Annotated in this window: 11 protein-coding genes; 10 read left to right on the top strand and 1 reads right to left on the bottom strand. The window is 39.7% G+C overall.

What is annotated here, in order from left to right; all coding sequences use genetic code 11:
- Nucleotides 1-356: 356 nt before the first annotated feature.
- The 9 genes from M1G01_RS03370 to sdbB all read left to right on the top strand — a co-directional run bounded on the left by M1G01_RS03370 (nucleotide 357) and on the right by sdbB (nucleotide 11642).
- Nucleotides 357-3458 (top strand): DNA polymerase III subunit alpha, encoded by a 3102-nt coding sequence (locus M1G01_RS03370; protein ID WP_247931158.1) that lies wholly within the window; start codon nucleotides 357-359, stop codon nucleotides 3456-3458.
- Nucleotides 3459-3538: 80 nt separating this feature from the next.
- Complete coding sequence (pfkA, locus tag M1G01_RS03365; protein ID WP_000820876.1) at nucleotides 3539-4546, top strand: 6-phosphofructokinase; 1008 nt, start codon at nucleotides 3539-3541, stop codon at nucleotides 4544-4546.
- Nucleotides 4547-4612: 66 nt separating this feature from the next.
- On the top strand, nucleotides 4613-6118 hold the full coding sequence (gene pyk, locus M1G01_RS03360; protein ID WP_042902347.1) for a pyruvate kinase: 1506 nt from the start codon (nucleotides 4613-4615) through the stop codon (nucleotides 6116-6118).
- A gap of 160 nt (nucleotides 6119-6278) precedes the next feature.
- Nucleotides 6279-7538 carry a UDP-N-acetylglucosamine 1-carboxyvinyltransferase gene (gene murA, locus M1G01_RS03355; RefSeq protein ID WP_247931157.1) on the top strand — a complete coding sequence of 420 codons (1260 nt, stop codon included), beginning with the start codon at nucleotides 6279-6281 and terminating at the stop codon, nucleotides 7536-7538.
- A gap of 15 nt (nucleotides 7539-7553) precedes the next feature.
- Entirely contained in the window at nucleotides 7554-8105 is a 552-nt protein-coding gene (locus tag M1G01_RS03350; protein ID WP_001028745.1) for a GNAT family N-acetyltransferase, read from the top strand.
- On the top strand, nucleotides 8098-9375 hold the full coding sequence (gene spxR / locus M1G01_RS03345; RefSeq protein ID WP_000033812.1) for a CBS-HotDog domain-containing transcription factor SpxR: 1278 nt from the start codon (nucleotides 8098-8100) through the stop codon (nucleotides 9373-9375). The genes M1G01_RS03350 and spxR overlap by 8 nt, the downstream gene beginning before the upstream one ends.
- 15 nt (nucleotides 9376-9390) lie before the next feature.
- Nucleotides 9391-10251 carry a methionyl aminopeptidase gene (locus M1G01_RS03340; protein ID WP_049485226.1) on the top strand — a complete coding sequence of 287 codons (861 nt, stop codon included), beginning with the start codon at nucleotides 9391-9393 and terminating at the stop codon, nucleotides 10249-10251.
- 125 nt (nucleotides 10252-10376) lie between these two features.
- On the top strand, nucleotides 10377-11084 hold the full coding sequence (gene ccdA2, locus M1G01_RS03335; RefSeq protein WP_002875594.1) for a thiol-disulfide oxidoreductase-associated membrane protein CcdA2: 708 nt from the start codon (nucleotides 10377-10379) through the stop codon (nucleotides 11082-11084).
- A 12-nt stretch (nucleotides 11085-11096) separates the two neighbouring features.
- Nucleotides 11097-11642 carry a TlpA family protein disulfide reductase gene (sdbB, locus tag M1G01_RS03330; protein ID WP_247931156.1) on the top strand — a complete coding sequence of 182 codons (546 nt, stop codon included), beginning with the start codon at nucleotides 11097-11099 and terminating at the stop codon, nucleotides 11640-11642.
- A gap of 29 nt (nucleotides 11643-11671) precedes the next feature.
- Here the strand turns inward: sdbB and pbp3 are convergent, their stop codons facing one another.
- On the bottom strand, nucleotides 11672-12913 hold the full coding sequence (gene pbp3, locus M1G01_RS03325; protein WP_084857341.1) for a D-alanyl-D-alanine carboxypeptidase PBP3: 1242 nt from the start codon (nucleotides 12911-12913) through the stop codon (nucleotides 11672-11674).
- A gap of 104 nt (nucleotides 12914-13017) precedes the next feature.
- Here pbp3 and M1G01_RS03320 point away from each other — a divergent pair, with 104 nt between their 5' ends.
- A complete protein-coding gene (locus M1G01_RS03320; RefSeq protein WP_000489828.1) occupies nucleotides 13018-14127 on the top strand; it encodes an AI-2E family transporter in 1110 nt (369 codons plus the stop codon).
- Nucleotides 14128-14332: the final 205 nt, after the last annotated feature.

The following is a 14332-nucleotide window of genomic DNA, read 5'->3' as shown; positions in this document are numbered from 1 at the left end:
TGAAATAAATTTCTTAAACCAGCATATCAATTTGGTAAGTTATTATAAAATGCTGAATAAATACCATAGAAGTAAGCCTTTTTCTAGAGATTTTTATATGTAAAATTGCATATAGCTCCTATCTTTATTATACTTCGTTTGGTATAAATATATCTAAATTTACATTTAAAACTATCATATAATATTAATTTTTTATTTATTTTCTTCCTTTTAATAGAGAATGAATAGAGAAGAATTTAACAGTAAGAAGAGAAGAAGTTTGTAACTGATGATATTGAAAAGAAAGTGCAGAGTTGCTTCAATATCCAGCTTAAAATGGTATAATAGTAGTAAAACGAAAGCAAGGAGGAGAAGAAATGATTGCACAGTTCGACACCAAGACTGTTTATAGTTTTATGGAAAGTGTGGTTTCGATTGAAAAATATGTACAAACGGCTAAAGAGTATGGCTATTCTCACCTTGCTATCATGGATGTGGATAATCTCTATGGGGCTTATCATTTTTTAGAGGTGACTCGAAAATATGGAATCCAACCTTTAATTGGTCTTGAAATGACCTTGATCAAAGATAAGGAGAATATTTCTCTTCGTTTTCTAGCCCTATCCACTAAAGGCTATCAAGAGTTGATGAAGTTATCCACTTTAAAAATGACTGGACGGAAAAATTGGTCTGACTTCACCTCCCACCTCGAAGATGTGGCCATTGTTGTTCCCTATTTTAATGGGGTCGAACAGTTGGATTTGGGGGTTGATTATTTTATCGGTGTTAGTCCAGATACTCCTCAAGAAGTCTTTACTAGCCCCATTCTTCCACTCTATCAGGTCAACTCTTTTGAAAAAGAAGATATACAAGTTTTACAAATCTTGTCAGCAGTCAAGGACAATGTCAGCCTAAGAGAAGTAGATGTACATTCACAACAGGGAATCTTTCTACCAGCCTCAGACTTAGAAGCAAGATTTAAAAATCGTTTTCCTCAGGCGCTTGCCAATCTCCAGGATTTGATAGAAAATGTAAGCTATCAAATCGACCCAAGTTTAAAACTTCCTCGCTTTAATCCTGAAAGACCAGCGGTGGAAGAGCTTCGATCAAGAGCTGAGAAAGGCTTGATTGACAAGGGGCTAACCTCAGCTATCTATCATGAGCGACTGAATGAGGAATTAGCTGTGATTCATGATATGGGCTTTGACGACTATTTCCTTGTAGTTTGGGATTTGCTCCGTTTTGGACGTTCCCAAGGCTACTATATGGGAATGGGGCGTGGTTCTGCAGTTGGTAGTCTGGTGGCTTACTCACTTGATATCACAGGGATTGATCCGGTTGAAAAGAACTTGATTTTCGAGCGCTTTTTAAATCGTGAGCGCTACACCATGCCTGATATTGATATCGACATCCCTGACCTTTATAGGCCGGAGTTCATTCGCTATGTTCGTGATCGGTATGGTAGTCAACATGTGGCACAGATTGTCACTTATTCGACCTTTGGAGCAAAACAGGCAATTCGTGATGTTTTCAAACGTTATGGCGTTCCAGAGTACGAATTAACAAATATTACGAAAAAAATCAGTTTCCGAGATACACTAACGACGGCCTATGAAAAGAATTTGCAATTTAGGCAGGTCATCAACAGCAAGATTGAATACCAAAAAGCTTTTGAGATTGCTCAAAAGATTGAAGGGTATCCTCGTCAGACCTCTATCCATGCGGCAGGAGTCGTTATGAGTGACCAAGACTTGACGGACTATATTCCGCTAAAATATGGTGAGGATATGCTCATCACTCAGTATGATGCTCATGGTGTTGAAGCTAATGGCCTTTTAAAAATGGATTTCCTCGGTTTACGTAACCTGACTTTTGTCCAAAAAATGCAGGAATTGCTTGCGGAGTCAGAGGGAGTTCATCTAAAAATCGAAGATATTGATTTGGAAGACAAAGAAACTCTGGCCCTCTTTGCTGCTGGAAATACCAAGGGGATTTTCCAATTTGAACAACCTGGCGCCATTCGACTCTTGAAACGAGTTCAGCCGCAAGTCTTTGAAGAAGTGGTAGCCACGACATCCCTTAACAGACCGGGAGCTAGTGATTATATTGATAATTTTGTCGCTCGTAAGCACGGTAAAGAAAAGGTGACGGTGTTAGACCCTGCCTTGGAGGACATTCTGTCATCAACCTATGGCATTATGCTCTATCAAGAGCAAGTCATGCAGGTTGCTCAGCGTTTTGGAGGCTTTAGTCTTGGTAAAGCCGACATTCTCAGACGTGCCATGGGTAAGAAAAATGCTAAAGAGATGCATTTGATGAAGGAAGATTTTATCACAGGAGCTATGAAACTTGGGCATACAGAAGAAAAGGCCAACCAAGTTTTTGCAGTGATGGAAAAGTTTGCCGGCTACGGATTTAACCGATCCCACGCCTATGCCTACTCAGCGCTGGCTTTCCAACTAGCTTATTTTAAGACGCATTATCCTGCTATTTTCTTCCAAGTCATGTTGAATTATTCTAGTAGCGATTACATTGTAGATGCATTGCAGATGGGCTTTGAAGTAGCTCCCTTAGCAATCAACAGCATTCCCTATCATGATAAAATTGCTCAGAAGAAAATCTATCTGGGTCTAAAAGCCATTAAGGGCATGCCAAGAGATTTTTCTTACTGGATCATCGAAAATCGTCCTTTTTCAAGTGTGGAAGATTTCGTCACACGTCTTCCTAAGAATTACAAGAAATTGTCGCTTTTGACGCCTTTGGTTGAACTAGGACTTTTTGATGAATTTGACAAGAATCGCCAGAAAATCTTAGTGAACCTACCAAACTTATTTGTCTTTGTTGAGGAGTTAGGTGGACTCTTTGCGGATACAAATTATAGTTGGACTGAAGCTGATGATTTAACAGAGGCAGAGAAATTTTACAAGGAGCAGGAACTCATTGGTGTAGGTATCAGTCCCCATCCTCTCCAAACTCTTGCCAAACAAGCCCTGTATCCGACGACGCCAATCGCTAATCTAACGGAGGGAGCTCAAGCCACTCTCCTAGTTGAAGTACAAAAAATAAAAGTGATTCGAACCAAAAAAGGCGAGACTATGGCCTTTTTACAAGTTCATGACAGTAAGTCTCGGTTGGATGTAACTGTATTTTCAGACCAATATAGAAAATTTGCTTCCATTTTATCCGAAGGGAAATTTTACTACATCAATGGCAAAGTTCAATCTCGAGATGGTCGTCTGCAAATGATTGCACAAGATTTGAAAGAAGCAGTGGCGGAACGATTCTGGATTCAAGTTAAAAATCATGAATACGATAAAGAGATTTCAAATATCCTAGAACAATACAAAGGCCCAATCCCTGTCATTATCAGGTATGAAGAGGAAGGAAAAACGGTTGTTTCTACACAACATTTTGTAAGAAAAGATTCTGCTCTAGAGGAAAAGTTAGAGGGAATTGCTATGAAAACGATTTATCGCTAAAAATACGGAAAATAGAAGAATTTTCGATTTAAATGTGGTATAATCAGTAAGAATGTTAAAAGAAAAAGGAGCATAACCAAATGAAACGTATTGCTGTTTTGACCAGTGGTGGAGACGCCCCTGGTATGAATGCTGCCATCCGTGCAGTAGTTCGCCAAGCAATCTCAGAAGGAATGGAAGTTTTTGGTATCTATGATGGATACGCTGGTATGGTTGCCGGTGAAATTTATCCACTTGATGCTGCTTCAGTAGGAGACATCATTTCTCGTGGTGGTACTTTCCTTCACTCTGCTCGTTACCCTGAGTTTGCACAACTTGAAGGTCAACTTAAAGGGATTGAGCAATTGAAAAAACACGGTATCGAAGGAGTCGTAGTTATCGGTGGAGACGGTTCTTATCACGGAGCTATGCGCTTGACTGAGCATGGATTCCCAGCTATCGGACTTCCAGGAACTATTGATAACGATATCGTAGGGACTGATTTCACAATTGGATTTGATACTGCAGTTACGACAGCTATGGATGCGATTGATAAGATTCGTGATACATCATCAAGTCACCGTCGTACTTTCGTTGTTGAAGTAATGGGACGTAACGCTGGCGATATCGCTCTTTGGGCAGGTATCGCAACTGGTGCTGACGAAATCATCATCCCTGAAGAAGACTTCAAGATGGAAGATATCGTTGCAAGCATCAAAGCTGGTTATGAATGTGGTAAGAAACACAACATCATCGTTTTGGCTGAGGGAGTTATGTCTGCGAATGAGTTTGGTAAGAAACTCAAGGAAGCTGGAGACACTAGTGACCTTCGTGTAACTGAACTTGGACACATCCAACGTGGTGGTTCACCAACCGCTCGTGACCGTGTATTGGCATCACGCATGGGTGCACACGCTGTTAAACTTCTTAAACAAGGAATCGGTGGTGTCGCTGTTGGTATCCGTAACGAGAAAATGGTTGAGAATCCAATTCTTGGTACAGCAGAAGAAGGAGCTTTGTTTAGCTTAACAGCTGATGGCAAGATCGTTGTTAACAACCCTCATAAAGCTGATCTTGAACTTTCTGATTTGAACAAGAGCTTGTCCTAATCAACTTTCATTAATTTGGTAACATGACCATAAAAGGTCGAATTATATAAAGGAGTCACAAAAATCATGAACAAACGTGTAAAAATCGTTGCAACTTTAGGTCCTGCGGTTGAAATCCGTGGTGGTAAAAAATTCGGTGAAGACGGATACTGGGGTGAAAAACTTGACGTTGAAGCTTCAGCTCAAAATATTGCTAAATTGATTGAAGCAGGAGCAAACACTTTCCGTTTCAACTTCTCACACGGTGACCACCAAGAACAAGGTGAGCGTATGGCAACTGTTAAACTTGCTGAAAAACTTGCAGGTAAAAAAGTTGGTTTCCTTCTTGATACTAAAGGACCTGAAATCCGTACAGAATTGTTTGAAGGTGATGCAAAAGAGTACTCTTACAAAACTGGTGAAAAAATCCGTGTTGCAACTAAACAAGGAATCAAATCAACTCGTGATGTGATTGCTTTGAACGTTGCTGGTGCCCTTGATATCTACGATGATGTTGAAGTTGGTCACCAAGTTTTAGTTGACGATGGTAAATTGGGTCTTCGTGTTTTCGCAAAAGACGATGCAACTCGTGAATTTGAAGTAGTCGTTGAAAATGACGGTATCATTGCTAAGCAGAAAGGTGTAAACATTCCTAACACTAAAATTCCTTTCCCAGCACTTGCTGAACGTGATAACGATGATATCCGTTTCGGTTTGGAACAAGGTATCAACTTCATCGCGATTTCATTCGTACGTACTGCAAAAGACGTCGACGAAGTTCGTGCAATCTGTGAAGAAACTGGTAATGGTCACGTTCAATTGTTTGCGAAAATCGAAAACCAACAAGGTATCGATAACTTGGATGAAATCATTGAAGCTGCTGACGGTATCATGATCGCTCGTGGTGACATGGGTATCGAAGTACCATTCGAAATGGTTCCAGTTTATCAAAAAATGATCATCACTAAAGTGAACGCAGCAGGTAAAGTTGTTATCACAGCAACAAACATGCTTGAAACAATGACTGAAAAACCACGTGCAACTCGTTCAGAAGTATCAGACGTATTTAACGCTGTTATCGACGGAACTGACGCTACAATGCTTTCAGGTGAGTCTGCAAACGGTAAATACCCACTTGAGTCAGTAACAACAATGGCTACAATTGACAAGAACGCACAAACTCTTCTTAACGAATACGGACGTTTGAACTCAGATACATTCGAACGTAACTCTAAGACAGAAGTTATGGCTTCAGCTGTTAAAGATGCTACTAACTCAATGAATATCAAATTGGTTGTTACTCTTACTAAGACTGGTCACACAGCTCGTTTGATTTCTAAATACCGTCCAAATGCTGATATCTTGGCATTGACATTCGACGAATTGACAGAGCGTGGATTGATGTTGAACTGGGGTGTTATCCCAATGTTGACTGAAGCTCCATCATCAACTGATGATATGTTCGAAATCGCTGAACGTAAAGCAGTTGAAGCAGGTCTTGTAGAATCTGGTGACGATATTGTTATCGTTGCAGGTGTGCCACTTGGAGAAGCTGTTCGTACAAACACAATGCGTATCCGTACAGTACGTTAATCTAACACAAAAACCTATCATTTTAGGCTGAAAAGCTTGAGTGATAGGTCTTTTTTTATTAAAATGAGATGCTATTTAGTAAATAGGAATGGGAAAAAACTGAAAATTATGGTATAATAGAACGAAAAGACCTTTTTAGTAAATTTTGAAAGAGTAAAACATGAGAAAAATTGTCATCAATGGTGGACGTCCATTGCAAGGTGAGATCACCATTAGTGGTGCTAAAAATAGTGTTGTAGCGCTTATTCCAGCTATTATCTTATCAGATGATATTGTCACTTTAGATTGTGTTCCAGATATTTCAGACGTTGCTAGTCTTGTCGAAATCATGGAAATTATGGGGGCGACTGTTAAGCGTTATGAGGATGTCTTGGAGATTGATCCAAGAGGTGTTCAAAACATTCCAATGCCTTATGGTAAGATTAATAGCTTGCGTGCTTCTTATTATTTCTACGGAAGTCTTTTAGGTCGCTTTGGTGAAGCTACAGTTGGCCTTCCTGGCGGATGTGATCTGGGGCCTCGTCCGATTGACCTCCACTTAAAAGCCTTTGAAGCCATGGGTGCTAAGGTCAGCTATGAGGGAGATAATATGAATTTATCTGCCCAAGGTAAGGGACTTCATGGCGCAAGTATTTACATGGATACCGTCAGCGTTGGCGCAACGATTAACACTATGATTGCTGCGGTTAAAGCTAAGGGACGCACTGTCATTGAAAATGCGGCTCGTGAACCAGAAATTATCGATGTTGCTACCCTTTTGAACAACATGGGGGCCCATATTCGTGGTGCAGGGACTGATATTATCATTATTGATGGTGTCGAGAAACTTCATGGAACTCGTCACCAAGTAATCCCAGACCGTATCGAAGCTGGAACCTATATTTCACTTGCTGCGGCGGTAGGAAAAGGAATTCGCATTAACAACGTTCTCTATGAACATTTAGAAGGCTTTATCGCCAAACTAGAGGAAATGGGCGTTCGTATGACGGTCTCAGAAGACAGTATCTTCGTTGAAGAACAGTCTGATTTGAAGGCCATCAATATCAAAACAGCTCCCTATCCAGGGTTCGCAACCGATTTGCAACAGCCTATCACGCCACTTTTACTAACTGCCCAAGGTCGTGGAACCATTATTGATACGATTTATGAGAAACGTGTTAATCATGTCTTTGAGTTAGCAAAAATGGATGCGGATATTACGACTACAAACGATCACATTATTTACAACGGTGGTCGTGACTTACACGGGGCAAGTGTGAAAGCTACAGACTTGCGAGCTGGTGCAGCACTTGTTATCGCTGGCTTGATGGCTCAAGGCCAGACTGAAATTACGAATATTGAGTTTATCCTTCGTGGCTACTCAGATATTATTGAAAAATTGCGTAGTCTTGGAGCGGATATTACACTCGTTGAAGACTAAGCCGTTGAGGTGATTATGAATATTTGGACCAAATTAGCAATGTTTTCTTTTTTTGAAACGGAGCGCTTGTATTTGCGTCCTTTCTTTTTTAGTGACAGTCAAGCGTTTTTCGAGATTGCTTCAAACCCTGAGAATTTACAGTTTATTTTTCCCAGTCAAGCAAGTTTGGAAGAAAGTCAGTACGCCCTTGCTAACTATTTTATGAAGAATCCTCTGGGTGTTTGGGCAATTTGTCTCCAAGGAAATCAGGAAATGATTGGCTCCATTAAATTTGAAAAGATTGATGAAATCAAAAAAGAAGCAGAAATTGGTTACTTTTTAAAAAAAGATTCTTGGTCACAAGGTTTTATGACAGAAGTAGTTACCAAACTATGTCAGCTTTCATTTGAAGAATTTGGTTTAAAACAATTATCCATCATCACTCATTTGGAGAATCAAGCTAGTCAAAAAGTAGCCTTAAAATCGGGCTTTAGTCTCGTCCGACAGTTTAAGGGGAGCGATCGTTATACACGAAAAATGAGGGACTATCTTGAATTTCGATACATAAAAGGAGAATTCAATGAGTAAACACCAGGAAATTTTGTCCTATCTGGAAGAGTTGCCAATTGGAAAGAGAGTTAGTGTACGCAGTATTTCCAATCACCTAGGTGTTAGTGACGGAACCGCCTACCGAGCTATCAAAGAAGCTGAAAATCGTGGGATCGTTGAAACTCGGCCACGTAGTGGAACTATACGAGTCAAGTCCCAGAAAGTGGCTATTGAGAGGCTAACCTATGCTGAAATTGCTGAAGTCACCTCCTCTGAAGTTTTAGCTGGTCAGGAAGGTCTTGAGAGAGAGTTTAGTAAATTTTCCATTGGGGCTATGACAGAGCAAAATATCCTGTCTTATCTCCATGATGGGGGTCTTTTGATTGTAGGTGATCGTACTCGTATTCAACTTTTAGCCTTGGAAAATGAAAATGCAGTCCTTGTGACAGGAGGTTTCCATGTCCAAGATGATGTACTGACTCTAGCCAATAAAAAAGGTATCCCAGTTCTGAGAAGTAAGCATGATACTTTTACAGTAGCGACCATGATTAACAAAGCCCTCTCAAATGTTCAAATCAAAACCGATATTCTGACAGTCGAAAAGCTCTATCGTCCCAGTCATGAGTATGGTTTTTTGAGAGAAACGGATACAGTCAAAGACTATCTAGACTTGGTCCGTAAGAACAGAAGTAGTCGTTTCCCAGTCATTAACCAACACCAAGTGGTTGTTGGAGTTGTTACCATGCGTGACGCAGGAGACAAGTCTCCCAGTACAACGATTGACAAGGTGATGACACGAAGTATCTTCGTAACAGGTTTAGCGACCAATATTGCCAATGTCAGTCAACGAATGATTGCAGAAGACTTTGAGATGGTTCCCGTTGTCAGAAGCAACCAAACCCTACTCGGTGTCGTAACACGACGAGATGTCATGGAAAAGATGAGCCGTTCCCAAGTTTCTGCCTTGCCAACTTTCTCAGAGCAAATCGGGCAAAAACTATCTTACCATCATGATGAAGTCGTCATTACTGTTGAGCCCTTCATGCTGGAGAAAAATGGTGTTCTTGCTAATGGAGTCTTGGCTGAAATTCTCAACCATATGACCCAAGACCTCGTTGTCAATAGCGGACGTAATCTCATCATTGAGCAGATGTTGATTTATTTCTTGCAGGCTGTACAGATAGATGATACTCTGCGGATTCAGGCTCGGATTATTCACCACACGAGACGTTCAGCTATTATTGATTATGATATTTATCATGGTCATCAGATTGTTTCAAAAGCAAATGTTACGGTTAAAATTAATTAGAATCTAGGAGAAAAAATGATAACTTTAAAATCAGCACGTGAAATCGAAGCCATGGATAAGGCTGGTGATTTCCTAGCAAGTATCCATATCGGCTTACGTGATTTGATTAAGCCAGGCGTGGATATGTGGGAAGTTGAAGAGTACGTTCGTCGTCGTTGTAAAGAGGAAAATTTCCTTCCTCTACAGATTGGAGTAGATGGTGCAGTCATGGATTACCCCTATGCCACTTGTTGCTCTCTCAACGACGAAGTAGCTCACGCTTTTCCACGTCATTACATCTTGAAAGATGGCGATTTGCTCAAGGTTGATATGGTACTGGGAGGTCCGATTGCCAAATCCGACCTTAATGTATCTAAACTCAACTTCAACAATGTTGAGCAAATGAAAAAATACACCCAAAGTTATACTGGTGGTTTAGCTGACTCATGTTGGGCTTATGCGGTTGGTACACCGTCTGAAGAAGTGAAAAACCTGATGGACGTAACCAAGGAAGCTATGTATGTAGGAATTGAGCAAGCAGTTGTCGGCAATCGTATCGGTGATATTGGTGCAGCCATTCAAGAATACGCTGAAAGTCGCGGTTACGGTGTCGTTCGTGATTTGGTTGGTCATGGTGTTGGTCCAACTATGCACGAAGAGCCAATGGTTCCTAACTACGGTATTGCAGGCCGTGGACTCCGTCTCCGTGAAGGAATGGTACTAACCATTGAACCCATGATCAATACTGGGGATTGGGAAATTGATACAGATATGAAGACTGGCTGGGCTCATAAGACTATAGATGGCGGCCTGTCTTGCCAATATGAACACCAGTTCGTGATTACCAAAGACGGTCCAGTTATCTTGACTAGCCAAGGCGAAGAAGGAACGTATTAAAAAATGGAGCTTAGCTCCTTTTTTTGTGTCAAATTTTATCAAAATAAATAAGCGTAGCAGACTTCTTACAAATTTATTCTTTTGTAGTAAAATAGGATTAGAATTTTGAGAAAGTAGGTAATTCGTTGGAGTCGATTATATTTCTAGTATCCGTTTTTTTAGCAGGTATCCTGTCCTTCTTTTCACCCTGTATCTTTCCTTTGCTACCTGTCTATGCTGGTATTTTACTGGATGATCAGGGGAATTCGAAAAGCTTTCGCTTTTTTGGAAGAGACGTTGCATGGTCTGGTTTAATTCGAACCTTGTGCTTTATTGCAGGAATCTCCCTCATTTTCTTTATTTTGGGATTTGGAGCTGGATTCCTAGGGCATATGCTCTATGCAGACTGGTTTCGTTATGCTATGGGAATAGTCATTATTCTTTTAGGACTTCATCAGATGGAAATCTTGCATTTCAATAAACTGGAGGTTCAAAAGACAGTCACCTTCAAACAATCAAAGTCTAATCACTATCTGTCAGCCTTTTTACTTGGGATAACCTTTAGTTTTGGTTGGACCCCTTGTATCGGACCAGTCTTAAGTTCAGTCTTGGCCCTAGCAGCTTCAGGTGGCAATGGTGCTTGGCAAGGAGCTGTGTTAACATTAGTATACACATTGGGAATGGCCCTTCCTTTCATTGTTTTGGCCTTGGCTTCGGGCTGGATTATGCCCTATTTTAGTAAATTAAAACCCCATATGATTCTACTAAAGAAAATCGGGGGAGCTTTGATTATTTTGATGGGATTATTATTAATGCTAGGGCAGTTAAATGCCTTGTCAGGAATTCTTGGATAAAAGGAGAAAAAGATGAAAAAAGTTATTTTTACAGGATTGGGTATTATGTCTCTATTCTTTTTGATTGCCTGTGGTGAAAAAGAAACCAAACAGACAAGCAGTCCAAAACAACCTGCTGTACAACAAATCGCAGTCGGTAAGGATGCGCCAGACTTTACCTTGCAGTCTATGGATGGCAAAGAAGTGAAGTTATCAGACTACAAAGGGAAAAAGGTTTATTTGAAATTCTGGGCTTCTTGGTGTGGACCATGTAAAAAAAGCATGCCTGAGTTGATGGAACTAGCTGCCAAACAAGATCGAGACTTTGAAATCTTGAGTGTCATTGCACCTGGTCTACAAGGTGAAAAAACAGTTCAAGATTTTCCAAAATGGTACCAAGAACAAGGTTACAAGGATATTCCAGTTCTATATGATATACAAGCAACTACCTTTCAAGCCTACCAAATTCGTAGTATTCCAACGGAATACTTGATTGACAGTCAGGGTAAAATCGGAAAAATCCAATTTGGTGCTATTAGCAACGCTGATGCAGAAGCGGCTTTTAAAGAAATGAAATAAAGAAAAAATCGCGATTATTCGCGATTTTTTTATAGTTTTTCATTGATAAAGCGGATAAATTGATTCCACCAAACCTTCAAAAAGAAGGCTTTTTCTACTTTCTTTTCAGAAACCATTTCAAAAGATGGTTTGTCGGAAGTAAGATAGCCCTGTCCAACCAAATCCTGGTCATCATAGGTCAGAGTACCGACAACCTTGCCTTCTTCCAGTGGAGCCATTTCTGATGTTGATTTCGGTGTGAATTGGAGAGTTGGTGTAGTACCGCTTCCGATGCGTTGGACGATGGAAATGTCTGACTTAGCGACAGCTGTCACATTATCTTCTTTACCATCAAGAACTGTTACTTTACTATCATTGTATGCTTCACCTTTCTGAACGACGGTTTTTAAAGCAAAGTTTGCAGAAATATAATCTAAAAGTGCTGAAGTAGCAGTAAAACGTGCATAAGGGTTGGTATCTTGTTGATCTGCATTCAAAACAACCGTAATAATACGCATCCCTTTCTCAACAGTTGTTCCCACGAATGAAGCACCAGCTTTATCAGTAGTACCTGTCTTTAGTCCATCAATACCACCACGATAGGCTGGCATTCCCTCCAACATATAGTTGGTTGAGTGGATTTCAAGTCCTGCAAAGGTAGAAGTTGGTTTTTTGGTGATCTCCAAAACTTGAGGGTAATCTCGGATGAGGTTACGAGCGACGATTGCAACATCGTAGGCACTCAACTTGTTTTCATCGTCTTTTTTAGAACCCGGATAGATATTATCGCCAAGTGTCTCATTATTTAAACCAGTAGTGTTTACAATAGTTGCATCTTGAATTCCCCATTCAAGAAGTTTAGCCCTCATTTTGTCTACAAAGTCTTTCTCAGAACCAGCAATCTTTTCTGCTAGTGCAATCGCAGCGCTGTTCGCACTGGATACCATTGTAGCCTCTAATAGTTGTTCAACAGTATAATTTCGAGCTTCCATAGGGACGTTACTCGCCTCAGAATTAGTTGTAAGTTTGTAAGGATAGTCCGAAATATCAACAGGTGTAGATAGGCTGATAGTTCCTTGTTCCAGAGCTTCATAGACCAGATAAACTGTAACCAGTTTTGTAATAGAAGCAATTTCTACAGGCTGATTTGCATCTTTTTCATAGAGGATTTTTCCAGTTGTAGCCTCGACAGCAATAGCATGTTTAGCAGCAACATCAAACTCCTGAGCAGAAACAGTAGAAGCTGTTCCAAAAACTAAAAGTGTCATAAAAGATAAAATTATTTTTTTCATATTAGCTTTATTTTATCATAAAGAAAAAAAATATTCTCGCTTTTTTACTAAAGCCATCTTATCTTTTTCAGAAATGTGGTAAAATAGAGAGAAGGAGGATACCTATGTTCCGTAGAAACAAATTATTTTTTTGGACAGCTGAAATTTTATTATTAACACTGATTTTCTATCTTTGGAGAGAAATGGGAGCCATCATTACTCCCTTCGTAACAGTTGTGAATACCATCATGATTCCATTTTTGCTTGGTGGATTTTTTTACTACATTACAAATCCAGTCGTTACTTTCTTAGAAAAGAGATGTAAGATCAATCGTCTAATTGGTGTCTTGGTCACTCTTTGTGCCTTGATTGGTGCTATCGTGGTTGGGGTCGTTTATCTCTTGCCGATTTTAATTAATCAGTTGACCAGCTTGATTATTTCTAGTCAAAACATCTATAGTAGACTACAAGATTTGATCATCGATTTGTCCATGAATCCAGTCTTCCAAAATATTGATATTCAACAAACAATTCAACAACTGAATCTCTCCTATGTGGATATCCTCCAGAATATCCTTAATAGCGTCAGCAACAGTTTAGGAAGCGTTCTTTCAGCTTTGTTTAGTACGGTTCTGATTCTCATTATGACCCCTGTATTCTTGATTTATTTCTTGTTGGATGGTCATAAGTTGCTACCAATGTTGGAACGTACCATCTTAAAACATGACAAATTGAATCTTTCTAGCCTTTTAACCAATCTCAATACAACCATAGCGCGCTATATCAGTGGAATTGCGATTGATGCGGTTATTATTGGATGTTTAGCCTATATTGGCTATAGCGTTATCGGATTAAAGTACGCCCTAGTTTTTGCTATTTTTTCTGGAATCGCAAATTTGATTCCTTATGTTGGTCCAAGTATTGGCTTGATTCCAATGGTGATTGCCAATGTGTTCACAGATCCTCATCGTATGTTGATTGCGGTTGCTTATATGCTCATTATTCAGCAGATTGACGGAAATGTTCTCTATCCACGTATCGTTGGAGGGGTTATGAAAGTGCATCCGATTACGATTTTGGTGCTCCTTTTACTGTCAAGTAATATCTACGGTGTCATAGGGATGGTCGTAGCAGTACCTACTTACTCTATTTTTAAAGAAATTACTAAGTTCCTAGCGAAATTATATGAAAACCATAAAGAAGCTAAGGAACTGGAAAAAACAGAATCAAATTAAAATCAGGGAGACCTGATTTTTTTGATGAAAAGACTATCGCCAAACGAAAAGAAGTTTGAATTCATATTGCCATAAAGAAGCAGAAGAACAGGATTTGATAAGATTTAGATTAATTCACAAAATATGTGTAAAACACTTGCAATTTAGCAGAAATTTGATAAAATAGTAAGGAAAGTTAGACTGTATTGCCTACTGTCTATCTATA

The sequence above is a fragment of the Streptococcus oralis genome, assembly GCF_023110055.1.
Taxonomy (GTDB): domain Bacteria; phylum Bacillota; class Bacilli; order Lactobacillales; family Streptococcaceae; genus Streptococcus; species Streptococcus oralis_BY.
This window is presented reverse-complemented; position numbering and strand designations above follow the sequence as displayed.

Excerpts from the sequence above, each read along its gene's own strand:
- sdbB (WP_247931156.1), top strand. The coding sequence starts at position 11,097 with ATGAAAAAAGTTATTTTTACAGGATTGGGTATTATGTCTCTATTCTTT.
- M1G01_RS03340 (WP_049485226.1), top strand. The coding sequence starts at position 9,391 with ATGATAACTTTAAAATCAGCACGTGAAATCGAAGCCATGGATAAGGCT.
- M1G01_RS03350 (WP_001028745.1), top strand. The coding sequence starts at position 7,554 with ATGAATATTTGGACCAAATTAGCAATGTTTTCTTTTTTTGAAACGGAG.
- pyk (WP_042902347.1), top strand. The coding sequence starts at position 4,613 with ATGAACAAACGTGTAAAAATCGTTGCAACTTTAGGTCCTGCGGTTGAA.
- M1G01_RS03370 (WP_247931158.1), top strand. The coding sequence starts at position 357 with ATGATTGCACAGTTCGACACCAAGACTGTTTATAGTTTTATGGAAAGT.
- pbp3 (WP_084857341.1), bottom strand. The coding sequence starts at position 12,913 with ATGAAAAAAATAATTTTATCTTTTATGACACTTTTAGTTTTTGGAACA.
- spxR (WP_000033812.1), top strand. The coding sequence starts at position 8,098 with ATGAGTAAACACCAGGAAATTTTGTCCTATCTGGAAGAGTTGCCAATT.
- pfkA (WP_000820876.1), top strand. The coding sequence starts at position 3,539 with ATGAAACGTATTGCTGTTTTGACCAGTGGTGGAGACGCCCCTGGTATG.
- M1G01_RS03320 (WP_000489828.1), top strand. The coding sequence starts at position 13,018 with ATGTTCCGTAGAAACAAATTATTTTTTTGGACAGCTGAAATTTTATTA.
- murA (WP_247931157.1), top strand. The coding sequence starts at position 6,279 with ATGAGAAAAATTGTCATCAATGGTGGACGTCCATTGCAAGGTGAGATC.